Source organism: Novosphingobium sp. BL-A-41-Hi4B-X5A (genome assembly GCF_055521705.1).
Genome location: NZ_JBVFVT010000002.1, coordinates 108,660 through 131,743, shown reverse-complemented (window position 1 = coordinate 131,743; position 23,084 = coordinate 108,660). Strand labels below are relative to the sequence as shown.

At 66.3% G+C, this 23,084-nt stretch carries 22 protein-coding genes; 14 read left to right on the top strand and 8 right to left on the bottom strand.

Going from position 1 to position 23,084, the window contains the following annotated elements; translation table 11 throughout:
• Nucleotides 1–181 precede the first annotated feature (181 nt).
• The gene (locus ACZ1JY_RS16480; RefSeq protein WP_465131351.1) at nucleotides 182–1,459 is read right to left on the bottom strand and encodes an MFS transporter; all 1,278 of its coding nucleotides are present in this window, start codon (nucleotides 1,457–1,459) and stop codon (nucleotides 182–184) included.
• Between the two features lie 175 nt (nucleotides 1,460–1,634).
• Here ACZ1JY_RS16480 and ACZ1JY_RS16475 point away from each other — a divergent pair, with 175 nt between their 5' ends.
• From ACZ1JY_RS16475 to ACZ1JY_RS16465, 3 genes are read left to right on the top strand one after another with little or no spacing between them, the layout of a single operon-like run.
• Nucleotides 1,635–3,269: an alpha/beta fold hydrolase gene (locus ACZ1JY_RS16475; RefSeq protein ID WP_465131350.1), complete on the top strand. Its 1,635-nt coding sequence runs from the start codon at nucleotides 1,635–1,637 to the stop codon at nucleotides 3,267–3,269.
• On the top strand, nucleotides 3,269–4,612 hold the full coding sequence (locus tag ACZ1JY_RS16470; protein WP_465131349.1) for an MFS transporter: 1,344 nt from the start codon (nucleotides 3,269–3,271) through the stop codon (nucleotides 4,610–4,612). Before ACZ1JY_RS16475 ends, ACZ1JY_RS16470 begins: the two co-directional genes overlap by 1 nt.
• Nucleotides 4,613–4,616: 4 nt before the next feature.
• Complete coding sequence (locus tag ACZ1JY_RS16465; RefSeq protein ID WP_465131348.1) at nucleotides 4,617–5,441, top strand: cupin domain-containing protein; 825 nt, start codon at nucleotides 4,617–4,619, stop codon at nucleotides 5,439–5,441.
• Between the two features lie 100 nt (nucleotides 5,442–5,541).
• On the opposite strand, the gene ACZ1JY_RS16460 is transcribed toward ACZ1JY_RS16465, so the two are convergent.
• The 7 genes from ACZ1JY_RS16460 to ACZ1JY_RS16430 are packed head-to-tail and all read right to left on the bottom strand — an operon-like array spanning nucleotide 5,542 to nucleotide 11,311.
• A complete protein-coding gene (locus ACZ1JY_RS16460; RefSeq protein WP_465131347.1) occupies nucleotides 5,542–6,270 on the bottom strand; it encodes a hypothetical protein in 729 nt (242 codons plus the stop codon).
• Nucleotides 6,271–6,301: 31 nt separating this feature from the next.
• Nucleotides 6,302–6,964, bottom strand: a complete 663-nt coding sequence (locus ACZ1JY_RS16455) for a hypothetical protein (protein ID WP_118075154.1) — start codon at nucleotides 6,962–6,964, stop codon at nucleotides 6,302–6,304.
• A gap of 4 nt (nucleotides 6,965–6,968) precedes the next feature.
• Nucleotides 6,969–7,811 carry an alpha/beta fold hydrolase gene (locus ACZ1JY_RS16450; protein ID WP_465131346.1) on the bottom strand — a complete coding sequence of 281 codons (843 nt, stop codon included), beginning with the start codon at nucleotides 7,809–7,811 and terminating at the stop codon, nucleotides 6,969–6,971.
• Entirely contained in the window at nucleotides 7,811–8,701 is an 891-nt protein-coding gene (locus ACZ1JY_RS16445; protein WP_465131345.1) for a VOC family protein, read from the bottom strand. Before ACZ1JY_RS16445 ends, ACZ1JY_RS16450 begins: the two co-directional genes overlap by 1 nt.
• 57 nt (nucleotides 8,702–8,758) lie before the next feature.
• On the bottom strand, nucleotides 8,759–10,141 hold the full coding sequence (locus ACZ1JY_RS16440) for an MmgE/PrpD family protein (protein WP_465131344.1): 1,383 nt from the start codon (nucleotides 10,139–10,141) through the stop codon (nucleotides 8,759–8,761).
• Nucleotide 10,142: 1 nt separating this feature from the next.
• Nucleotides 10,143–10,964, bottom strand: a complete 822-nt coding sequence (locus ACZ1JY_RS16435) for an SDR family NAD(P)-dependent oxidoreductase (protein WP_465131343.1) — start codon at nucleotides 10,962–10,964, stop codon at nucleotides 10,143–10,145.
• Nucleotides 10,961–11,311 carry an REDY-like protein HapK gene (locus ACZ1JY_RS16430; protein WP_465131342.1) on the bottom strand — a complete coding sequence of 117 codons (351 nt, stop codon included), beginning with the start codon at nucleotides 11,309–11,311 and terminating at the stop codon, nucleotides 10,961–10,963. Before ACZ1JY_RS16430 ends, ACZ1JY_RS16435 begins: the two co-directional genes overlap by 4 nt.
• Before the next feature lie 59 nt (nucleotides 11,312–11,370).
• Between ACZ1JY_RS16430 and ACZ1JY_RS16425 the strand changes: the two genes are divergently transcribed.
• From ACZ1JY_RS16425 to ACZ1JY_RS16375, 11 genes are all read left to right on the top strand, one after another.
• A complete protein-coding gene (locus ACZ1JY_RS16425; protein WP_465131341.1) occupies nucleotides 11,371–12,609 on the top strand; it encodes a class I SAM-dependent methyltransferase in 1,239 nt (412 codons plus the stop codon).
• On the top strand, nucleotides 12,606–12,965 hold the full coding sequence (locus ACZ1JY_RS16420) for a hypothetical protein (protein WP_465131340.1): 360 nt from the start codon (nucleotides 12,606–12,608) through the stop codon (nucleotides 12,963–12,965). Before ACZ1JY_RS16425 ends, ACZ1JY_RS16420 begins: the two co-directional genes overlap by 4 nt.
• Complete coding sequence (locus ACZ1JY_RS16415; RefSeq protein ID WP_465131339.1) at nucleotides 12,962–14,353, top strand: FAD-dependent oxidoreductase; 1,392 nt, start codon at nucleotides 12,962–12,964, stop codon at nucleotides 14,351–14,353. The genes ACZ1JY_RS16420 and ACZ1JY_RS16415 overlap by 4 nt, the downstream gene beginning before the upstream one ends.
• A 129-nt stretch (nucleotides 14,354–14,482) precedes the next feature.
• Nucleotides 14,483–16,111 carry an FAD-binding oxidoreductase gene (locus ACZ1JY_RS16410; RefSeq protein WP_465131338.1) on the top strand — a complete coding sequence of 543 codons (1,629 nt, stop codon included), beginning with the start codon at nucleotides 14,483–14,485 and terminating at the stop codon, nucleotides 16,109–16,111.
• A gap of 4 nt (nucleotides 16,112–16,115) precedes the next feature.
• On the top strand, nucleotides 16,116–17,132 hold the full coding sequence (locus tag ACZ1JY_RS16405) for a zinc-binding dehydrogenase (RefSeq protein ID WP_465131337.1): 1,017 nt from the start codon (nucleotides 16,116–16,118) through the stop codon (nucleotides 17,130–17,132).
• Entirely contained in the window at nucleotides 17,129–18,502 is a 1,374-nt protein-coding gene (locus ACZ1JY_RS16400; protein ID WP_465131336.1) for a 3-isopropylmalate dehydratase large subunit, read from the top strand. The genes ACZ1JY_RS16405 and ACZ1JY_RS16400 overlap by 4 nt, the downstream gene beginning before the upstream one ends.
• On the top strand, nucleotides 18,499–19,104 hold the full coding sequence (gene leuD, locus ACZ1JY_RS16395) for a 3-isopropylmalate dehydratase small subunit (RefSeq protein WP_465131335.1): 606 nt from the start codon (nucleotides 18,499–18,501) through the stop codon (nucleotides 19,102–19,104). The genes ACZ1JY_RS16400 and leuD overlap by 4 nt, the downstream gene beginning before the upstream one ends.
• Complete coding sequence (locus tag ACZ1JY_RS16390; RefSeq protein WP_465131334.1) at nucleotides 19,101–20,021, top strand: hydroxymethylglutaryl-CoA lyase; 921 nt, start codon at nucleotides 19,101–19,103, stop codon at nucleotides 20,019–20,021. Before leuD ends, ACZ1JY_RS16390 begins: the two co-directional genes overlap by 4 nt.
• An 80-nt stretch (nucleotides 20,022–20,101) precedes the next feature.
• On the top strand, nucleotides 20,102–21,229 hold the full coding sequence (locus tag ACZ1JY_RS16385; protein ID WP_465131557.1) for a CaiB/BaiF CoA transferase family protein: 1,128 nt from the start codon (nucleotides 20,102–20,104) through the stop codon (nucleotides 21,227–21,229).
• Between the two features lie 42 nt (nucleotides 21,230–21,271).
• Nucleotides 21,272–22,183 carry a DUF1838 family protein gene (locus ACZ1JY_RS16380; RefSeq protein ID WP_465131333.1) on the top strand — a complete coding sequence of 304 codons (912 nt, stop codon included), beginning with the start codon at nucleotides 21,272–21,274 and terminating at the stop codon, nucleotides 22,181–22,183.
• A complete protein-coding gene (locus ACZ1JY_RS16375; protein ID WP_465131332.1) occupies nucleotides 22,183–23,076 on the top strand; it encodes an MBL fold metallo-hydrolase in 894 nt (297 codons plus the stop codon). The genes ACZ1JY_RS16380 and ACZ1JY_RS16375 overlap by 1 nt, the downstream gene beginning before the upstream one ends.
• The last annotated feature ends 8 nt before the right edge of the window (nucleotides 23,077–23,084 follow it).

Below are 23,084 nucleotides of genomic sequence, written 5' to 3'. Positions count from 1 at the left end.
AGCGGCACTGCGCCTTGGCGATCGAGCACTATCCCTCCCCCGCTGGCGGCACGCGTCGCGAAGGCGACTGTCCGTTGGTCGGATAAACCGCTCTTCGGAGGTCGCCCCCGCTTAGTCAAGTCGCTGGCAATGTCCGCCTCGCCCAGAACATAGCCGATCCCTGCGGACTCGATCAGCTTGCTCACGCTGCCTCCCGCGCCCAATCGGGGTATCGGCCCAGCGCCAGCAGAGCGAGGCTGCCCACGATCAGGCAGCCGACGCCCGAAAGCAGCGCCATGTCGTACCGCCCGGTCGCATCGAACACGCGGCCATAGACGATCGGCCCCATCCCCCCGCCGAACGCGATGACCGTGAAGAACGTGCCGTAGATCAGGCCATAGGCGCGCCGTCCGAAATAGCGGGCGATGAGATAGGCCAGCAGGTCGAACTCGAAGCCTGCACCCAGCCCCAGCGTAATCACGGCTATCGCCGCATGGCCGGAATCCAGTTCGGGCCGTGACAGCATGAAGCTGCCGATCATCGGCATGACCAGGATCGCCAGCGCGCAGGCCGGTGCCCAGAACCGATCGAGCAGGAAGCCGCCAACGATGCGCCCGGCAATCACCGAAAGGCCGAAGCCCGCGGTGATGGTGCCGATCTGCGACAGGGTAAACTTCTGCGTCCTCAGGATATTTTCAAGGTTCGGCGTCGGTGCCGTCAGCGCAAAGGCGATCAGCAGGAACGCGAAGGTCATGATCCAGAACCGCCGGTCGCGCAGCGCCTCTCGCAAGGTCAGCCCCGCTTCGACGACGGGTTCGGCGGCGAGCCCCGTGTCCTTGCGGGCGGCGTCCAGCCGCTCCCGGAAGAACATGGCCACTATCGGCAGACCGATCACGATCGGCAGCGCGCCGATCACGAAAAACGCCGTGCGCCAGCCGTAATTGCCGATCAACCACGCCGAGAACGGCTTGATCAGGAAGCCGGTGATGCCCGTGCCGGTGCTGGCAATGCCGATGGCAAGGCCGCGCTGCTTTTCGAACCAGCCGTTGACGGTGTGCATCCAGGTGGCGGTGAGCGTCCCCGCCCCCAGCGTCGACATCAGCACCCACTGGCCATAATAGACCCAGATGTTCCCGCCGCTCAGCCCCAGGCTCATGTAGGTCAGCCCGAACAGCAGCAGCGAGATCAGCGCCACCGGCTTTGCCCCGTAGCGATCGACCGCAAATCCCGCGACTGGCCCCGTGCCCATGACCACCACCGATTGCACGGTGATCGAGCCCATCAGCGCCGCAAAGCTCCAGCCGAATTCGCGCTGCAGTTCGGGCGCGAACATGCCGATGGTGTAGAACGGCAAGGGGCTGAGGCCCATCGCCAGGCCGACCATCGATGCGGCGACGACAACCCAGCCCGCCGAACTGTCCCTTGGCGGCAGCGGCGCCGTGGCTTGGGCAATCATCTGGCGGTCAGTTGCGGCGGCCATCGCGGTTCCTGTGTGGCGGTTGTTCAGAAGGCTGGACAAGAATCGGATGATGGCACATCAATAGTCATATTCATATATCAATTAGGTGGGATCGGTGAGCACTTTGGCTGCAGGCGAAAACGTGACCATCCGGCGGGGCTATGTCAGCGTTGCTGTTTCCCCGGGGAAACATCTGATGGTCCACTATCGGGCCGCCGGGGCTGGTCCCGCAGTGGTCCTGCTGCATGATTCCCCACGCTCGTCGCGGCTGCATGCGCCCTTGATGAAGATCCTCGCCAGCCGGTTTTCCGTCTTCGCGCTGGATACGCCGGGCTATGGCAACTCCGATCCGCTGCCTTTCGCCAACCCAACCATACCCAACTTTGCCGAAGCTCTCGGGGCGACGCTCGACGCCATGGGCCTTGCGCAAGCGCCGATCTACGCCACCCACACCAGCGCCAAGATCGCGCTGGCGCTGGCGGTTCGGGGCGGCAGGATGCCGCAACTGGTGCTTGATGGGTTGTCGATCCCCGATCGCCCCGCCGATGACGCCTTCATCACCGCCTACATGCGCCCCTTCGCGCCCGAGGCCACCGGCGCCTGGCTGGCGGCGGAATGGAGCCGCACGCGCGACATGCTGCGCTGGTTTCCGTGGTTCGCGGTCGATGCCGGACACCGCATCCCGATGGAGCCGCCTTCGCCCGAATGGCTGGAAGACTATGGCATAGACCTGTTCAGCGCCGGGCCGCACTATGCCGACGCCTATACCGCGGCAATGCGCTGGAGCCCGCTGGAGGACTTGCTTGCGGTGCAGGTGCCGACGCTGGTGGGCGCGCGCAGCGATGACGTGCTCTACCCCCATCTCGACAAGGTGCCGACAGACCGCAATCCCGCGCTCTCGATCCAGCGCCTTGGCGCAGACCGGACGGCTTGGGCCGAATGGATCGCCTCGACGCTGGAGGGATGCGCCAAGGCCGAGCGGCAGCCGGGTGCCGGTGCGGCTGAGGGTTCGCGGGGATACCTCGATCTGGACCACCGCCAGTTGCACTGGACCCGGCATTCCGGCCCCGGACAGCAAAAGCCGCTGGTGATACTCTCGGCACCTTCGACGCTCGAGGCGCACCACTGGGCCCGCGTCATGGCGCCTTCACGGACCGTGCTGGTCCCGGACCTGCCCGGCTTCGGTGACTCCGATCCCCTGCCCGATAACGCAGCCGATGCCGATGCCATCGCCGATGCCCTCGCCGCGCTCATCGCTGACGGTGCGAGCGCTGGTTGCGACGTGATGGCGCTCGGCCTTGCCTCGCCCATCGCGGCACGCCTTTCAGTGCGGCGCCCTGATCTGGTGGCGTCCCTCGTCATCTGGGGGGCGCCCGCGCTTTCGTCGCAAGACCCGGCGCTCGCTCCCGCTATCGCATTCGACCCGCTGGCCGGATCGCACCTCCACCAGTTCTGGCACATGCTGCGCGATGGCGCCGTGCAATGGCCATGGCACGATGCCCGACCCTCCGCCGCACGCGACGCGGCAATTCCGGATGCCGACGATCTCCACCGTGCGCTTACCGGTTTGCTCAAGCAGCGGACAAACTACGGACAGGCGATTGCCGCTGCCATGGCGGCCAACCAGCCTGACGATTGGCAGCGCGTGAAGGTGCCGGTGGTTGTGGCCGTAGGAAATGATCCAGCGATGGCAACCTCTGCTTCCCTGATCGCGCTGCTGGCCCAAGCGACGGCCTTCATGGTCCCGCAAGACCCTGTCCGGGTTCCCGAAGCGCTCAACCGCGCTCTCGAAGAGGCGGGCAGAAACGCGAAGCTAAAGGCGAAGACTTGATGTCCGATGCGACCACGGCCCCGTTTCCCGCACCTGCCCCGTGGCCGAAGCGGTCCTACGCCTGGTATGTTCTTTCGCTGCTGACGCTGGCCTATGCGCTGGCTATCCTTGACCGGGTTTCGATCGCCCTGCTGATCGAGCCTCTCAAGGCCGCGCTGGCGATCAACGATACGCAATTCGGCCTGCTGCAGGGCATGGCGTTCAGCGTGGTCTATTCGGTGCTGGGCCTGCCACTGGGCATGCTGTCGGACCGGCGGCGGCGCGTGACGCTGCTGTTCGGCGGGTTGATGCTGTGGAGCGCGGCCACGATCGGCTGCTCGCTCGCCAGCAACTTCCACGAACTGTTCATCGCGCGAATGCTGGTGGGCGTGGGCGAAGCGGCGCTGGTCCCGGTCGCCACCTCGCTGATCGCCGACTATTTCGAGCCCGACATTCGCCCCAAGGCCTATGGCGTGTTCGTCACCGGCAGCTCGCTCGGCACGGCAGCGGCAATGGCGCTGGGCGGGTTGTTCCTCGATTGGGCCGACGGGCTGATCGGCGGATTTCCGGGCCTGTTCGGGGCGATGCAGCCGTGGCAGGTGGTGTTCGTGCTGTGCGGCACGCCGGGCCTGCTGCTGGCGCTCGTCCTCCTGCTGACGGCGCGTGAACCGGCGCGCCAGGGCGGCACGACGGCAATCCCCTCGCTAAGCCTCAAGCCGCTGTTCCGCCTGTTCATCGACCGGCCCGGCGCGTTCGGCCTGTTCATGCTCGGATCGGTGCTGAACCTCGTCTGCGTCTATGCCATCGTCGGCTGGTTCCCTGCCCTGTTCATCCGCGCCCACGGCTGGACCGCGGCAGAGACGGGCAAGATTCTCGGGGCTGTCGGGCTGCCGCTCTCGATCTTCGCGGCCGTCAACAGTGGCTGGGTCATCGCCTGGCTCAAGCGGCGCGGCCATGCTGATGCGCCGATCCTGTGCGCGATGGGCTGTTCGGCTTCGCTGGTGGTGTTCGGGACGCTGGCCTGCGTCGCCCCCACCGGCAATCTTGCCCTGCTCGGCTACGCACTCAACGCGCTGTTCCTCAACTGGAACACTTCTGCAGTCTACAGCGGCTTTGCGCAGATCACGCCCAACGCCTTGCGCGCGCAGATGATGGCGCTGCAGACGATCGCTTCGGGGCTGGTCGCGCTGACGGCGGGCAACTTCATCGTCGGTTTCCTGTCCGACACGGTGTTCACCTCGCCCGCCGGGATCTCGTGGTCATTGGGCAGCGTGTTCTTCGGCTGCGGGCTGGCGGCGTTCCTGATCCTCCTGGCCAGCCGCCGCAGCTTCCGCGCCGCGGCCGCCGCCCACGAAGCGGGCTAAGACGATGGCTCGGCCCCACATCGAATTCATCCACGCCCAGAACGTCGGGTGGTCGAGGCGGGCTGACGGTGCCGAGGAAAAGGTTCTCAATGCCGACCCGCTGAGCGACGAGGCGACGCTGATCGTGCGCTATCCGGCGGGCTTTTCCGCCGGGGCCAATCCCGACGAGGCCGGGGCGGAAGAGTTCTTCGTGCTCGACGGCGCAATCACCATCGACGGGGTGGAGCGCGGCTATCACGCTTATGGTTTCCTGCCGCAAGGCGCGAGGCTGGGCGCGCGTTCGACGTGTGACGGCGCGGTGCTGCTGGTGTTCCGCCATGCTTCAGGCGATCCGGACGGCATGGTGGGCAGCGCCGAGACGATTGCGCTCGATACCCCGGCGATGCCGTGGGACGTATCGACCTATGACCCGAAGCTTGCCCACCTGCGGCTGGCGCGCAAGGTCGTGCGCCTTGGCCCCAACGACAGCGGGCGGACGTTCCTGCTGACCGGCATGGCCCACGGCGTGCCCGCCCAAGCCACGATGCTCCCGGCGGAAACGCACGACCACGCCGAGGAGATGTTCATGCTGCAAGGCGCGATGTGGGCGCCGGAAGGGCAGATGGGCACCGGCGCCTATTTCTATCGCCCGCCCGGCATCCTGCATGGCCCGCATGTTTCCGAAACGGGCTTCGTGCAGATCATGCGCTCACCCGGCGCCAATGCCATCGTCACCAAGTGGAGCGATGAGCTGCGCCCGCTCCCCATCGGCGCGGCCTATGCGCCGGTCCTGCCGGAAGGGACGCCCGCCGCATGGGCGCGTCCGCTGAAGCCGCAGGACGCCTGGTAACAGCCGCAAATAAAAGGCGGCACCCGCATCGCGAGATGCAGGTGCCGCAAGGCCGGGACCGGCCGGGTGACCGGTTCCGACAGGGAGGTTAGATCACTTTCTAGCGCTTCAGTTCGACCAGTTCGTACCAGGTCTGCATGTAGCCACCGACGCCGCCCTGGACGAAGATCGAGTCATCGTCGGCCGTCACCCACATGCGATAGGCGGGGTGCGCCTCACCGCCGATGGAGATCATGCTGGCGTCCTCGTCCGAGAATTCGAAGACGTGGCAGTCGAAGGTGCCGGCAGCGACCGTCACCGTCTCGTCGCCGACATAGGCAAGGTTGATGGCCGTGCGCGAAATCAGCGGCGGGGTGGCGCCGCGATGGTCGGGCGAAGGCAGGAAGCAGGGGAACTTGCGCTTGTGCGGGCCCTTGCTGCGATCCATCTTGCGGGTGATGTAGGCGTCAGCCACGATCGGGTGTGTGCCGAAGCCGTCGAACGGCGCATCGATCTTCACAGTCTGCGAAATGCGGCCGATGGACGGGCCATAGCTTTCGCACTCGACCGTGTCCTTGTTGATGATGAACAGGCCTGCGCCCATGAACTCGTCGCCGATCACCAGGCGGACGAAGCAGTCCATCGGGCGGTCGTTCTCATCAAGGCTGTAGACGATATCGCGGTGAACGGTCGGCGCCGGCTCGTCGATCTCGCAGCGGGCGCGCAGGGTGCGCTTGCCATCGCTGTGATGCGTCCAGGTGAACTCCTCGCGCCCGCGCTCTTCGCCTTCGCGGCCCGGTTTGCGCGATGTGTACTGGATCTTGCCGGAAATGGTCCGATGCTTTTGCAATGGAAGTCTCCCTTTGAATTGAGTGGCCCGGTCAGACCGGCGTGGCGATGCCGAGGAAGCAGGCGATCAGCACCACGACCCACAGCACCATGACGGTTGGCTGGGTGATGGCGATGACGCCCTTGATGGTGCGATCCCCCTCGGGCGTCGGGCCGTTCTCGCGCAGGGCAATGATCGCCGGGAACAGCGGCACCAGCTGGCGGCGGACCAGCAGGCCGATGGAAATGCACGTGGCGAGCGCCAGCAGCTTGAGCGAGATGAACAGCGGCAATGTGATCGCCCCGGCCAGCCCGGCGACGCCGCTGCCGATCAGGCCCGCCAGCACGACATAGCGCACCGCGATGTCGACGCGCTTGTATCCCGCACCCGCAGGCCCATGCTTGAGGTGGACGGTCCACGCCAGGGCCAGCCAGGCAAGGCCGAGCACCCACACAAGGATGGCGGCAGAGCCAGGCACGTCGATCCAGCCCTTGGCCACGGCGAGGCCGAACCCGGTCGGGAAGGCAAGGATCAGCGTGGTGCGCGGCGCCATGTCGATATTGTTGAGGATCTTCAGCGCCATCATGCGTTCGGGCACGGAACGGGCCGGATCGATCATGAAGCGCGAGCCGTAGAACGCGCCAAGATCGCCGCCGAGCCAGTAGATCGGGATCAGCAGGTGCAGCAGCGTCAGCAGGGAAAGGCCGGTATCCATGGGTTCAGGCCCTCTTGCCGAAGAAGCTGTCCATCGCGGCCTTGCGCGATGATCGGAAATCCGCCGCATCGAGGCGTGGCAGCTCTGCGAAGCTGCCGTCCTTCAGCAGCTTTTCCAGTGCGACGCTGGAATCATAGAGCGGGTCGTTGACGGCTGCCGTCACCAGCGTCGGGCATTGCAGCAGCGGCATCCGCTTGTCCGCAGGCCACTTGAACGCGGCGCGGTAATTGAGGTGGTAGGTGGTGGCCGCCTTCATCACTTCGGTGATCCAGGCGTGGAGATCAGTCGCGCTGCCAAGGCCGCCATCGCGCCGCCCGGCGCGGGTGCGGTTGTACCACGGGAAGAACATGTACTGATCGCGGCAGAACTGGAAAAGGCGCATCAGGTAGGCGCCTTCGAGATCCGGTTCGAAGGGGAAGGCGTAGCGCGCGAGCACGTCTGCCAGCTCTTCGCCCTGCATCAGGCTCACGCCGTCGAGGACGAGCGCGGAGACGCGATCGGGCGCGAGGATGGCGAGTTCGGTGCCGATGGCCGCGCCGGTGTGCGAACCATAGACGCGCACTTTCTCAAGCCCGATGGCATCGATAAACGCCAGTGCCGCAGCGGCGAGTTCGGGGATAGTCGGCTCCCGGTCCGACAGCGCATCGCTGTCACCATTGCCGGGCGTATCGGGGGCAAAGACGCGCGCTTCTCCGGCAAAGTCCTCGATAGTGCGGACCTGCTGGCGCGAGCTGCCGGGCGAGGCGTGGAGGATCAGCAGCGGCTCGCCACTGTCGCCCGCGTAACGGTAGTGCAACTGGCCATGCGGAACGTCGACGAACCCGCGCTTGATCGGCGTTGCAGCCATCAGATCTCTCCGCCTTCGACGATCTCGAGCAGCGCGCCTTCCGGGGTTACCAGCACGCCGGTGCGGCGGCCGCCATAGACGGCGCCATCGCGCGCGACCGGGGCGCTGGCCCAATGGCCTTCGAGGCGGTCGAAATCGGGATAGAGCATGGTGGTGATCGCCACGCCCGGCGGCAGCGCGCCTTCGTGGCGCGGGCGTTCGGTGGCGGCTTCGGGGTACTGGTCAAGCTCGAGGAAGACCTGGCCCGCGCCGCGCGCGGTGGTCAGTTCGGTCCTGGCGGTTTCGGGCAGGCCGAACGCCTTTTCGATCATCGAATAGCGGATCGCCACCGGATCGATCATCGGCAGGCCGAGCACGTCCTTCACCCACTGCGCGGTCTTGCGCAGATCGGGGCAGGCGAGCACCATGATGAAGGGCCGGTCGACCAGCGATTGCGGCTGCGGCAGGCCGGTGCCTTCGCCGGGCTGCAGGATTTCCGTGAGGTAGACGGTTTCAAGGTCTGCACCGCGCACCTGCATCGGCTTGACCGTGGCGAAGCCATCGAGCGGCTTGGGCGGGCCGATGACCTCGAACGGGCTTTGCAGCATCCTTTCGTTCACCGCCTCGACATCGGTGACGCACAGTTCGATGGCGGCCCAGCCATACGTGCGGATCGGCAGGTAATCCGGCACCGGATCGCCTTCGACGAAGCGCAGGAACACTTGCGTGCCCGAAGCCGGTTGCAGCACGGCATAGCGCTTGCCTGCACTGGCCGGCGCTGCCCACGCTGCGGCAAGATCGGCAGGCACTTCGCCTTGTTCGACCGAGCGGTATTCCATCCACTGTTCATAGCGGGCGATGGCATCATCGAGATTGCCGACAACGTGCGTGGCGCACTTCAATAAGGTCATGGTGATTCCCCGCTGCGTGCGATTTAATTGATATAGATATAATACATTTGCAAGCGCTTATGACAGCACGCCGCTGCGGATGATCGCAGACAGGGCATCGCTCTCACGCTCAAGCCCGGCTACGACTTGCGCCAGCGCGTCGTGCGCATCGCCAAGACTTGCAAATTCAAGGCATCCCAGCGCCTTGGCCGAATGCTGCTGCTCGGTCAGCGGCCATTCCGGGGAGCCGAGCTGCGCGGCAACGGCGTGGGTCAGCTCCTGCCCGTCAATGGTGCGGGCGACAGCGCGCGCAGGCACGAAGGCAGCAAGATCCGGGTTGCCATCGTTGATCACGGTGATGCGCCTTGCCAGTGCCAGCACTTCAGCGTCATCCAGCGCCTCGCGGCTGAAATCAGCCAAAGTCACCGTGCCGCGCAGGAGCGTGACGGCCATGAGATACTGCATGCACAGCCGCGCATAACCGGGTTCCATGCCTTCATGCGCCGGGCGACCGACGAGGCGATGGATCAGCGGCGGTGCGTGATATTCGAGGGCTTCGAGATTGGCGGCGGACAGTCCCTGCCGCTCACGCAACTGCTGCATCGCAACGATGCCGCCGTGACCGGCACGTCCGGTCGGGAACGGCTTCCAGCTGACTTCGGTGATGCGGTGGCCTTTGCCCAAACGCTCAAGCGCTGGTGCCAGTGCCTCGCGCACTTCCAGCAGCGCAAAGTAGCCGAAGGGGCCGTCGATGGGCCGGGTGACGCCGGGCATCCCGCCGCGGGCAAGGTCGATGGCGACAAGACTGCCGCGCGCGGCATTGGCAACCTGCACCGGCAAGGCGGGCTTGCCTTCGAGATGCGCCTGCATCGTCCCCGAAACCAGCGCCAGCGCGTGCCCGAAAGCATCGAGCGCCTGTTCGCGCGGCATCTGGCGCAGTGAGGCAATCGCTGCAACGCAACCGAAGATGCCTGCGGTGGCGGGGCGGAAAAACTTCAGCGCATCGGGCGCGGCAAGGCCGAGCGTTACGGCAACGTCCACACCTGCGACGATGGCGGTCAGGAAGCGTTCGCCGTCGACCGCTTCACCGCGCGCCAGCTCTGCCAGCAGCGCGGCGAGGACCGTGGCCATCGGGTGCAGCACCGCTGGTTCGTGGACGCAGTCGTACTCTTGTCCGTGGATCTGGAAGGCATTGACGAAGGCCGCCGAAGGCGCTGGCAGGCGCAGGCCCAGTCGGCCCAGCACGCCTGCCACCTCGCCCGCGCCCCAGCCCTGCACCATCGCCAGCACGGCATCGGCATGCGCGGCATTGCGCCCCGCCACACCGACAGCGAGCGAATCGTGCAGGAAAGTCCTGGCGCGGCTGCGCGTCGCTTCTGGCAGGTCCTCCCACCGCAGCGACAGCGCGTGATCGATCAGGACATGCGCCGGATTTGCGGCCGCCCGGTCAGTTTCTGGCATATCAGTGCGGTTCCTCGCCGCCGGACACGTTCATGCTTTCACCCGTGATGTACGACGCCTCTGCCGAGCACAGGAAAGCGACGGCATTGGCGGTGTCCTCGGGCAGGCCGGGACGGCCCAGCGGAATGCGCGCGGCCATGTTCTTGAGGTACTGTTCGACGCTGATGCCCTGCACGGCGGCGAAGTGTTCGTTCTGCCACTTGCCGAGGCCGGTGGTCACATGGTTCGGGCAGACGTTGTTGACGGTGATTCCATGCGCGCCCAGCTCGATCGAGGCCGAGCGCACCAGCCCGACCAGACCGTGCTTGGATGCCGTATAGGCCTGCGCGTGCATGAAGCCGGACTTCGCCGCCTGGCTGGCGATGTTGACGATGCGCCCGCCCTTCCCTTGCGCAATCATGATCTCTGCTGCGGCCTGCAGGCCGAACCATGCGCCGGTCAGGTTCACATCGATCACCGCGCGCCAGTCGTCCGCAGAGACTTCGCCCAGCGGCTTCATGATGTAGCCGATGCCGGCGTTGTTCACCCAGATATCGAGCGAGCCATGCGCGGCCACGGCATGGGCGGCGAGCGCGCGCACCTGATCGGGATCGCGCACATCGCACGAGAATGTCGAGGCGGCACCCGGCATCGATTCGGCCACTTCGCGCATTTCGGCCTCGGCGCCGATCATCGCATCGGGTGTGGCCGAATCGCGCGAACCGCCGATGTCGGCGATGACCACGGTGGCGCCTTCCTCGGACAGGCGGCGGGCGATGGCTTCACCGAGGCCCTGCTTGCGGCCCGATCCGGTGATGACCGCAACCTTGCCTGCGAACTTCACGCCGTCACCTCTTCGGTGGTGAGGAAAGTGACTTCGACCATGTTGTTGAACGCGGCGGCAACCTCGCCCATCGCGGCGGTCGAGACGTCCTTTTCGAACTGGGCCATGTCAGCAATATCAAGCACTTCGATATAGCCGAACGGCGGCTTGGCATCGCTGCCCATCACGCCGGTGGTGCGGAACACGCGGAAGCTGGCGATCGAAGGCAGGGCGTTGACCGTGGGCAGATCGGTGCTGCGCGCCCAGGCCAGGTAGTCCTCTTCGGAAACGCCCGGCTTCAGGTTGAAAACGGCAAAAATGTGCATGGTCGGTCCTCGCTTTGTCGCCTGCCGGTCAGTTGCCTTCATGAACCTTGCAACGGCGCTTACGTCAATATAGCATATGAATATAACAAATGAGGAAGGCCGTGAGTTCTTCAGAAAAACCCTCCGCTCCCGTCCCGAACGACCCTAGCGCCGGTTACGACGGGCCTCCCGATTATCGCGTCATTGGCCGCCACGCGGTTTTCCCGCAGACCAGCCATGACGAGATCGAGCGGATCAACTTCCTCGCGCAGATGAACCGCCACCTTGCCGCGCGCGTGGTGCCGGGGGTGAAGGCCGCATTCGATGCCCGCGTCGTGCCCGCGTTCGAGGCGCAGCATGGCCGCCCCATGGCAGACCGGCACGAGGCACGCCGCGCGCTGCTCGAAGACCCGGCCTTCCAGACATGGTCGGCCCTGCGCCGCATGACGATGGAACAGCGCCAGCAGGCCGGGCGCTGGACCGCGCTGCGCCAGCGTGAGCGGCTGAACGCGGTCACGGCAGAGCTGACCGAAGGCGATCCGCGGCTGTCGCTCGATCCTGCGCTGCCGATCCCGCGCTATGTCTCGGCGGTGGACCACCACTGCATGCCCGGCAGCTACCACACCGAATATTTCCCCGATGATGCGGTGAACGGCGCGAACTACGATCACGCCGGGTTCGTCACCACCGGGGGCTTGCTCGGCAAGTATTCCGATGGCGGCGGCCATGCCGTGGTCAAGTGGGTCAGGCGCAACCTGCCGGACTTCCGCCCAAGCAAGATCCTCGAGATCGGCGGCACGGTAGGCCATTCCTCGCTGCCGCTGGCGCAGGCCTTTCCGGAAGCGGAGATGACCGTGGTCGATCTTGGCGCGCCGGTGCTGCGCTATGGCCTGGCCCGCGCCAAGTCCCTGGGCGTCGACAACATCAGCTTCGTCCAGGCCAGCGGCGAGGACCTGTCGATCTATCCGGACGCCAGCTTCGACTGGATCCAGACGACGATGTTCCTGCACGAGCTTTCGACCAAGGCCCTGCGCGCGATCTTTGCCGAAACGCGCCGCCTGCTGAAGCCCGGCGGCATCGTGCTGCATGTGGAGCAGCCGCAGTACGCGCCGGAAATGCCGCTGTTCGAACAGGCGATGCGCGATTGGGACGCGTTCTACAACAACGAGCCGTTCTGGAGCCGGATGCACGAGATGGACCTCGACGCCGAGATGGTCGCCGCCGGGTTCGAGCGTGACAAGCTGATCCACGGCGGGGTGACCGGCGTGGTCGATCGCGAACTCTTCCCCGATGCGGAAGAGGATGACACCGAAGACTATGGCCGCAAGGCCGCATGGCATGTGATCGGAGCCGTGGCATGAGCTTTGCCGAAGCCCTCGCCGGAGCAGGGGCCAAGCCTGCGGGTAAGCGCCCCTACTTCCTTGATCCGCAGGTCGAGCGCGTCCTCGCCATTACCATGGCCATGGCGCAGGAACTGGCCGTGGCCCGCCAGCGCAGCGATACGCTGGAGCGCCTGCTGCTGGAAAAGGGCGTGCTGACGCCGGGCGAGATTGACGCCTTCGTGCCCGATCGCGCCGCGTCGGCCGAACGCCAGATGTGGAACCAGGAGTTCATCGCCCGCATCCTGCGCATCGTGCAGCAGGAAAACGAGGCGGTGATGTCGCCTGCCGAGGTCGCTTCGGGCGATGTCGGCGAAGAACTGGCGCGCGAGGCATGATTCCGGACTTCGAATACGTCATCCCGGTGCTGGTCATCGGCGGCGGCGCCTGCGGCTGTATCGCCGCGCTTGCCGCCCATGATGCGGGTGCGCAGGTGCTGCTGGTGGAACAGGACGAGCGCCCGATGGGCAGCACCGGCATGAGCCAGGGCCTGATCTGCGCCGCCGGAACGAAAGCGCAGGCCGCTCTTGGCATCGAGGACAGCGCGGACACCTATTTCGCCGACATCATGGCCAAGACCCAGGGCCTGACCGATCCCGTGCTGGCGCGCGCCATTGCCGACCACGCCGGGCCGACGGTGGACTGGATGGTCGAGACGCTCGACCTGCCATGGGAGCTCGATACCGGCTTCCGCCCCGCCTATGGCAATTCCACCTTCCGCGTCCATGGCTGGCGCGGGCATGGCGGGCAGGACATGGTCGACCTGCTCCACCGCAGGCTGGACGACGCCGGGGTGGACGTTCTGCTCGGCGCGAAGCTGGTTGCGGTGCACGCCGATGAAGACGGCCGCATCCACGGCGTCACGCTTGAACGACCGGACGGCGCGCAGGAACTGGTCGGTTGCGAGACACTGATCCTTGCCTGCGGGGGCTTTGCCGCGAACCACGCGATGGTGGCGCAGCACATGCCGGACGTCGCCCATGCGCGGAACAATGGCCATGAAGGCAGCCAGGGCACGGGTGTCGCAGTGGGCCAGCAGCTGGGCGCGGCGTTCGGCGACATGGGCGCCTATCAGGGATACGCCATGCTGACCGACCCGCAGGGCATTTCGGTGCCGCCGGGCGTGCCCATTGCCGGTGGCATTCTCGTCAACGTGGAAGGGCAGCGCTTCACCAACGAGGTGGAGGACATTGCCGGGATGGTCCATCCGGTGCTCGCCCAGCCGGGCGACCATGTCTGGGTGATCTTCGACGAACGCATCGAAGAGACCGTGGCCTATGTACCGGAAATGCAGCAGCTCAATGCGCTGAATGCCTCACGCAAGGCCGATAGTCCTGAAGAGCTGGCAGGCTTGATCGGCGTTCCCGCCGATGCCTTGCGCGCCACGCTCGAAGAGGCCCGCGCGGCCCAGTCCGGCGGGCAGGCCGATGCGCTGGGTCGCGTCTGGGGCGACGACCTGCCCCCGACCGGCCCCTATCGCGCGCTCAAGGTGGTGGGGGCAATCTACCACACGCAGGGCGGGCTACAGATCGACGGGCAGGCCCGCGTGCTGCGCGCCGACGGTTCTACCCTGCCCAACCTGTTCGCAGGCGGCGGCGCGGCGCGGTCGGTCTCCGGCCCGGCGCACTGGGGGTATCTCCCGGCGATGGGGCTTGCCACGGCGGTGACGTTCGGCCGCCTTGCCGGCCTTGGGGCTGCCATGGCCGGGCAATTGACCGATGCGTGAACATTATGCCCGACAGTCGGATAGCCAATGCGCCGTCTGGCATCGGGCAGGCCCCATTTGACATATTTCAATAACAATTGATCGCGGCACTGGCAGACCGTGCCTCAGACCAACAGCGGAAGACCAACGATGTCAGACAGCATGACCCTCAGCCGCATTGCCACCGCTCCCGCAGACCTGCGCGCACGCCTTGAAGGGATCGTCGGCGCCGACCACGTCACTTCGGACGAGGCGACGCTGCGCCTGTTCAGCGAGGACATCTGGGCGCGCGCAGATCACGTCGTGATGCTCTCGGTCGCGCCTGCCAACACGGAGGAGCTGGCCGCGGTGGTTTCCGCTGCCAACGATGCGGGCGTGGACATCGCGCCGCGCGGCGCGGGCATGAGCTATACCAGCAGCTATACCCCTGCCACCGACAGCACGATCACGCTCGACATGCGCCGCATGGACCGGGTGCTGCGCGTCAGCCCGGAAGACATGACCGTCACGGTCGAGGCTGGCTGCACCTGGCTTGCGCTCAACGAAGCGCTCAAGCCGCACGGGCTGCGCACGCCGTTCTGGGGTCCGATGTCGGGCATCTATTCGACCATCGGCGGCGGTCTTTCGCAGCTCAACGCGATGTTCGGCGCGGGCCACTATGGCACGTCGAGCGAGAGCGTGGTGGCGATCACCATGGTGCTGGCCGATGGCCGCACGCTGCGCACCGGTGCGCGCGGCCCCGATGGCGATACGCCGCACTATCGCCACTACGGGCCTGACCTTGCCGGACTGTTCATGGGCGATTCCGGCACGCTGGGCATCAAGGCCGAGATCACGCTGCGCCTGATCCGCAACCCGGCGTTCGAGGACTCGGTCTCGTTCTCGTTCAAGACCGGCGAGATCATGCTGGAAGCACTGGCCGAGATGACCCGCGCAGGGATAGCGTCCGAAACCTGCGGCTTCGATCCCGGCCTCACCAAGGTGCGCATGAAGCGCATGTCGATGGCCAGCGACGTGAAGACGCTGGGCAAGGTCATCGCCAAGGAAAAGTCCTTCGGCAAGGGCCTGCTGGCTGCGGCCAAGATCGCCATCGGCGGACGCAACTTCATTCCCGAGGAAGAATACCCGCTGCACATCACGGCGGAGGGCCGCTGCAAGGAAGCAGTCGCTGCCGATATCGCCACCGCGCGCGAGATCGCGGCCCGCTTCGAAGGCGTGGAGATCGAGAACTCGATCGCCAAGGTCATCCGCGCCATGCCCTTCCCCGCGCCGAACTCGATCCTCGGGCCAGAGGGCGAAAGCTGGGCACCGGTCCATGGCCAGGCATCGCTGTCCACCGCCGCGCCGATGTTTGCCGAAATTCGCGCCTACTTCGATTCGATGAAGGACACCTTCGACAAGCACGGCATCCACAACGGCTTCCTGTTCTCCTCGCTGTCCACCACCGCGCTGGTGATCGAGCCGGTGTTCTTCTGGCCCGAAGGCTACCGCCCGATCCATGAATCAATGGTCGAACCGGCGCACCTCAAGAACCTCAAGCAGCTTGGTCCCAATGCCGAGGCGACCGCCATCGTCGCCGAGGCACGCGAGCATGTGAAGGGGATCTGCAAGAAGTATGGCGCTGCCCACTTCCAGATCGGCCGCGCCTACACCGCCTATCGCGAAAGCCGCGACGAGGCGTTCAAGGACGTGCTCGATGCGGTGAAGACCGTGGTCGATCCGCGCGGCGTGTTCAATCCGGGCTGCCTCGGTTTCCCGATCCGGGAAGGCCGGAACTGAGCCGATGGCTGAGCAGACCTATCGCGCGATCCGGCTCGAACGGATCGCGCCGTCCTTCCGCGAAGGCGCGGACATCGTCGAGCTTCCGGTTGCGGCGCCTTCGCGCGGAGAGATCCGGGTGCGCAACCTGCACTGCGGCGTCAACGCGATCTTCGACACCCAGATTGCCCGCAACGCGGTCGACTACGTCAAGATCGCCCTGCCGACCTTCACCGGCGTCGAAGCCATCGGCGTGGTCGAGGCGGTGGGTGAAGGCGTGACGGCCTATGCCGTGGGCGATGCTGCCGTGACCGTGCGCTTCACCGGCGGCTATCGCGAACAGAACACCGGCCCGGTCACCAGCTTTGCGCCGGCCCCGGCAGCGACGCGCGAGCATCTGGCGCTGGCCTCCACCGGCGTTTCGGCAATGGTCGCGCTTGAGCAGATCGGCGAAGTGAAGACTGGCGAGACGGTGGCGATTTCGGCGGCGGCGGGCGGCCTTGGCCACTTGCTGGTGCAGCTTGCCGTGCTGAAAGGCTGCCGCGTGATCGGCGTGGCGGGCGGGCCGGAAAAGTGCGCGTTCGTGTCATCGCTCGGGGCCGAGCGCGTGATCGACTACCGTTCGGAAGACGTCGGCGCCGTGCTGGCGGCGGAATACCCGCGCGGGATCGACGTTGCCGTCGATACCGTCAGCGGCACGATCTTCGATGCCTTCCTTGCCAACCTTGCCAACCATGGCCGTCTCGTCGTCGGCGGCGCAGCGGCAGACCTTGAAGGCAAGCCCGAGATCGTCACCGCCCCGCGCATTGCCCACGCCATCTACTACAAGGGCGCATCGGTGCGCGGCTTCATGAACGGGTTGCTCACGCCCTACTGGGACGATGCCCGCAAGCGGTTGTTCGACCTTTACGCGCGCGGCTTGCTGCGCGTGACCTTCGACAGCCAGCGCAACCTTGGCGTCGAGGGCATCTACGACGGTATCGAGCGGCTGCTTTCAGGCAAGTCGATGGGCAAAGTCGTGGTCGATCTGGCTGACCGATGACCGCTGGCCCCAAGACCCTGTTCGAGAAGATCTGGGATGCGCACCATGTGGCGCAGACCGCCGGGGCTGCGCACCTGATCGCGATTGACCGCGTGTTCCTGCACGAGCGCACCGGCGCTTCGGCGCTCAAGTCCATGGCGGCGAGCGGTCGCCCGGTGCGCGATCCGGCGCGGGTGTTCGCGGTGATGGACCATATCGTCGATACCCGCATCGGCCGGGGTGACGATACGCTTATGCCGGGCGGCAGTGCCTTCATCACCGAGACGCGCGCCGCGGCGCAGGCTGCGGGCATTACCCTGTTTGACGTGAACGACCCGGATCAGGGCATAACCCACGTCATCTCGCCGGAACTTGGCATCGTCCTTCCGGGTGCGACGCTGGTTGCGCCCGATAGCCATACCTGCACGCAAGGCGCGCTTGGTGCCTTCGCCTGGGGCATCGGTTCGTCCGAGGCCGAGCATGCAATGGCGACGGGCGTGCTTCGGCTCGACCGGCCCCGCACCATGCGCGTCACCTTCAGCGGCGCGCTCGCCCCCGGCGTCACGCCCAAGGACATGGCGCTGCATCTGCTGGCGGCTTACGGCGCAGGCGGCGGCGCGGGCCATGTGGTGGAGTTTGCGGGCGAGGCAGTGACCGCGCTCGACATCGAAGGCCGCATGACCTTGTGCAACATGGCAACCGAGTTTTCGGCCATGACCGCGATCATTGCGCCGGACGCCAAGACTTACGCCTACCTTGCCGGTCGCCGCCACGCCCCCGCCAGCTTCGATGCGCCATACTGGGCCACGCTGACCACGGACGAAGGCGCGACGTTCGATCGCGAGATCGTGATCGACGCTGCGACGATTGCGCCGATGATCAGCTGGGGCACCAGCCCCGAGCACAGCATGCCAGTGACCGGCACCGTGCCCAAGGGACCGGACCGCGCCCATGCCTATATCGGGCTGGAGGCGGGCCAGGCCCTGCTCGGCACGCCGATTGATGCGGCGTTCATCGGATCTTGCACCAACGCGCGCCTTTCAGACTTGCGGCGGGCGGCAGACCTGCTGCGCGGCAAGCACATCGCGCCCGGCATCAGGAAGGCGCTGGTCGTCCCCGGCAGTTCTGCCGTCAAGCGCGCGGCCGAAGCCGAAGGGCTGGACAAGGTATTCACCGCGGCAGGCTTCGAATGGCGCGCCAGCGGCTGTTCGCTGTGCTTCTATGCGGGCGGCGAGAGCTTCCCCGAAGGCAGCCGCACGATCAGCAGCACCAACCGCAATTTCGAAGGCCGCCAGGGGCCGGGCATCCGCACCCACATCGCCAGCCCGGAAACGGTCGCGGCCAGTGCGATTGCGGGCGCGATTGCCGATCCTCGGGAGCTGGCGCGATGACTCCGTTCACAACGCTTTCGTCGGTCGCCGTCCCGCTGCTGCGCGACAATGTCGATACCGATGCGATCATCCCCAGCCGCGAGATGAAGAGCACCGGGCGCACCGGCCTTGTCGATGGCCTGTTTGCGCCGTGGCGCTATACCGATGCCGTGGCGCGCACGCCCGATCCCGCCTTCCCGCTCAACCAGCCGCAGGCAAATGGGGCGCAGATCCTGCTCGGCGGGGCGAACTTCGGCTGCGGATCTAGCCGCGAACACGCCGTGTGGGCGCTTGTCGAATATGGCATCCGCTGCGTCATCGCGGAAAGCTTCGCGCCGATCTTCCGCGGCAACTGCATCCGCAACGGCATCCTGCCGGTCACGCTGGACCGCGCCGTGGTCGATAGCTTGGGGTGGCAGACGGTCGATGTGGACCTGATGACGCAGACCGTGACGGCTGACGGCAAGCCCCACGCCTTCACCATCGAGGATGAACCGCGCCAGATGCTGCTCGAAGGGCTCGACGCCATCGCGCTGACGCTCAAGTCCCTCCCCGAAATCGACGCATGGACCGCAGCCGACCGCGCCCGCCGTCCATGGATCTACGCCGGAAAAGCTGAATGACCCAGATACTCGTTTCCGAAGTCGGCCCGCGCGACGGCCTGCAATCGATCAAGGCCGTGCTGCCGACCGCGGCCAAGAAGGCGTGGATCGCCGCCGAAGCCGCCGCCGGGGTGCGCGAGATTGAAGTGGGCAGCTTCGTGCCGCCGAGCCTGCTGCCGCAGATGGCCGACACCGCCGAGATCGTCAGCTTTGCGCGCGGGATCGCCGGGCTGAACGTCGTCGCGCTCGTCCCCAATGCCAAGGGTGCGGCGCGGGCGGTGGAGGCGGGCGTTCACGGCATGTCGATCCCGTTCTCGATGAGCGAGACCCATTCGCAGCGCAACGTCCGCAAGGATCATCCTGCGATGCTGGCTGAAATCGCCGAGGTTGCCCGCATCGCCCGCGAAGGCGGCGTTCACTTCGCCGTGGGCCTTTCCACCGCGTTCGGCTGCACCATCGAAGGCGCGGTGCCCGAGGATCAGGTCGTGCGCCTCGCCGTTGCCGCTGCCGAAGCGGGTGCGCAGGAATTCAGCCTGTCGGACACCACCGGCTATGCCGATCCGGCGCAGGTCCGCCGCCTGGTGCGCAAGGTCAAGGCAGCGGTGGGCTCCGACAAGCTGACCACGCTCCACCTCCACAACACCCGCGGGCTGGGCCTCGCCAATGCGCTGGCGGGTCTGGATGAGGGCATCACCACGCTCGATTCCTCGCTGGGCGGGCTTGGCGGCTGTCCTTATGCGCCGGGCGCTTCGGGCAATCTCGTGACCGAAGACCTCGTGCTGATGCTCAATTCCATGGGGCTGGAGACCGGCATCGACCTTGAAAAGCTGCTCGCTGTGCGGAGCATTCTGGCCGAGGCGCTGCCCAATGAGCCGCTCTACGGCTTCACTCCCGATGCTGGCCCGATGCTCGATTACGCCGAAAGGATTGCCCGTTGACCGCCGCGCCTGAAGATACTGGTAGCCAACAGACCGGCCCGACCCCGTTGGCGGGGATCAAGGTGATCGAATTCACCCACATGGTCATGGGGCCGACGGTGGGCCACATCCTTGCCGGGCTCGGCGCAGAAGTGATCCGCATCGAGCCCATCGGCGGGGACCGCACGCGCCGCCTGCTGGGTTCGGGCGCGGGCTATTTCCCGATGTACAATCGCGGCAAGCGTTCGATCTGCCTCGATCTCAAGTCTGCCGAGGGCAAAGCGGTGGCGCGTGACCTTTGCGCAAGCGCCGATGTGCTGGTGGAGAATTTCCGCCCCGGCGCACTGGACCGGCTCGGCCTTTCGTTCGAAGCGCTTTCCGCCATCAATCCGCGCCTGATCTACTGTTCCGAAAAGGGTTTCCTGCCCGGCCCTTACGAGGACCGCACCGCGCTGGATGAAGTGGCGCAGATGATGGGCGGCCTTGCCTATATGACCGGCCCTCCGGGGCGCCCCTTGCGCGCAGGATCGAGCGTGGTCGACGTGACCGGCGGCATGTTCGGCGTGATCGGCATCCTCGCCGCGCTGGAAGAACGCCACCGCACCGGCAAGGGCCAGAAGGTCGTCGCCAGCCTGTTCGAAACCACGGTCTACCTCGTCGGCCAGCACATGGCGCAGTTCGCCGTCACCGGAAAGGCCGCCGCGCCGATGCCTGCGCGCATCTCGGCCTGGGCGATCTACGATGTGTTCGAGACGAAAGACGAGCCGGTCTTCATCGGCGTCGTCTCCGACAGCCTGTGGGAGAAGTTCTGCGCACTCTTCGCACTCGATGACCTCTGGGCCGACGAGGCGATCCGCACCAACAACGAGCGCGTGCTTGCCCGTGACCGCATCCTGCCGCAGATCCGCGCCCTCATGGCGTCGATGACCCGCGCCGAGATCGTTGCGAAGCTGGAAGGCACCGGCCTGCCGTTCGCGCCGATCGGTCGTCCCGAAGACATGTTCGACGATCCGCAACTGGCCTCGGGCGGGCTTGAGGATGTCACGCTCGACAGCGGCAAGCTGACCCGGTTGCCGACGATCCCGCTCGAAATGGGCGGCAAGCGTCCCGGTGGCAGCGTCGCCCTGCCCCAGCCCGGCGCCGATGCGCACGCGATCCTGAAAGAGCTTGGCTACCCGGCGCAGCGCATCGACGAGCTGATCGGCCAGGGTGCCGTAGAAACCGCCTGACAGGAAACCGCCTGAAACAAGGCCATTCGTGGGGAAATGCCGATGACCGATTTCGACAGCAGCGACGAGACGTTCCTCCTCAGCCGCCGCACCATGCTGGGCGGGGCCGGGCTGACCGGCGTGGCCTTGGCCAGTTCCGGCCTGCTTGGCGCAGCGCCCGCGCTTGGCGCATCGCTGATCCGCGAGGAAGGCATCCCCACCGATCCCGCCGCGCGCATCGCCATGATCCGCCGCATGCGCCTGCGCACCGATCCCGGCATCGTCTACTGGTGGTTCCGTGGCCGCAACTATGCCCAGCAGGGCGCGAAGCTGACGCCCTTGTGCGAACTGGTGTTCGGCGCGGTGATGAAGGTCAATCCGCTGGCAGACGGCAGCATGGAGCTGACGTCCTATGAATTGGGCTTCCGTACCGCGCCCGGCACCAACGAGCGTTCGGACCAGTTGCGCAATCCGCTGACGGGCGAAATGGTGGATGTTCCCTTCGTCCCCGTCGGGCCGACCACGGTGCGCTACAGCGCGGCCAATGACCTGATCTTCGATGGCAAGATCGGCAACACCACGCTCAAGGCCGAGCACGTGCCCGAGCTGTTCTATCACATGGGTGACCAGATCACCTTCCAGCAGCACACCGCCGCCGATACCGAGACGCCGGGCCTTTCGCCGCGCCGCCTCAACGACATGACGATGATCACCAGTCCGGCAAGGGAAGCGCTGGACCCGCGTGTTCACTGCGCCAGCGCGACCGGTTACGGCACCGACCTTTCCGACTATGCCCGCTGGTGGAAGATGCCCGCCGGCATGGGCACGCAGTGCCTGCGCAGCGTTGGTCGCAAGGAGACCGACTATGCCAACATGCCCAAGGACTGGGTGGCGATGCTTGCCCGCGTCAATCCCGAAGGCGCTCGTGATCCGCGCAAATTGCTGACCTTGAAGCAGGAAGAATACCGTAACTGATGCGCCACACAGCGCTCGTCCTCGCCGCGGCGCTCCTGATCGGGGCGACAGGCGGGGACGATCCGCTGACACGGCCCATCACCGGCCCCGACGCGGCGCGCTGGCTTGAGCCGGACGCGCCGCTGCGTGTTTTTCCGGGGCTGGGCTATGTCGGGCCGAAGCGCGTCAAGCAGGCGGTGATCGATACCGGTAAGGGCCTCGTCCTGATCGACGCCGGACTGCCGGAAGGCTTGCCGGTGCTGCGCGCCCATCTGGCCGAACTTGGCTACCGGATCGATCAGGTGAAATGGCTGCTGGTGACAGAGCCGCATTACGACCACGCCGGGGCCATCGCCGCGGTGGTGCGTGAGAGCGGCGCGCGGGTCTTTGCCTCGGCCTCGACTGCCTTCGCCCTGCGCCACGGCATTAGCGGCGATGAAGATCCGCAGCGCGCCAGCCTGCTTGCCTACGCGCCGGTGAAAACCGTCACCGTGGTCAAGGACGGCCAGCGCCTCCGCTTCGGGACCGTCACCATCACTGCCCGCGCCATGCCGGGGCACACGCCGGGATCGATGGGCTGGTCATGGCAGGCTTGCCCATCCGGGATGGGATGCGCGCGCGTGTTCTTCGCGGCAAGTCTCAATTCCCTGACCGCCGGGACCTATCGCTATCGGGACCATCCGGACCTTGTGGGCGCGTTCCGCCGCAGCATTGCCATGCTCCGCAACGAGCCTTGCGACGTGCTCCTGTCCAACCATGCCGAGCATTCGGGAGCGGACGTGCGCGCGGCGGAAAGGCGGGCTGGCATCGTGCCAGATCCCATGCGCTCATCGAATGCCTGCAAGGCCATGGCCGACAGGTACGTCGCGCTACTCGACGCCCAGCTGGCACGCGAGGACGCCGCGCCCAAATAGAAAGGGCG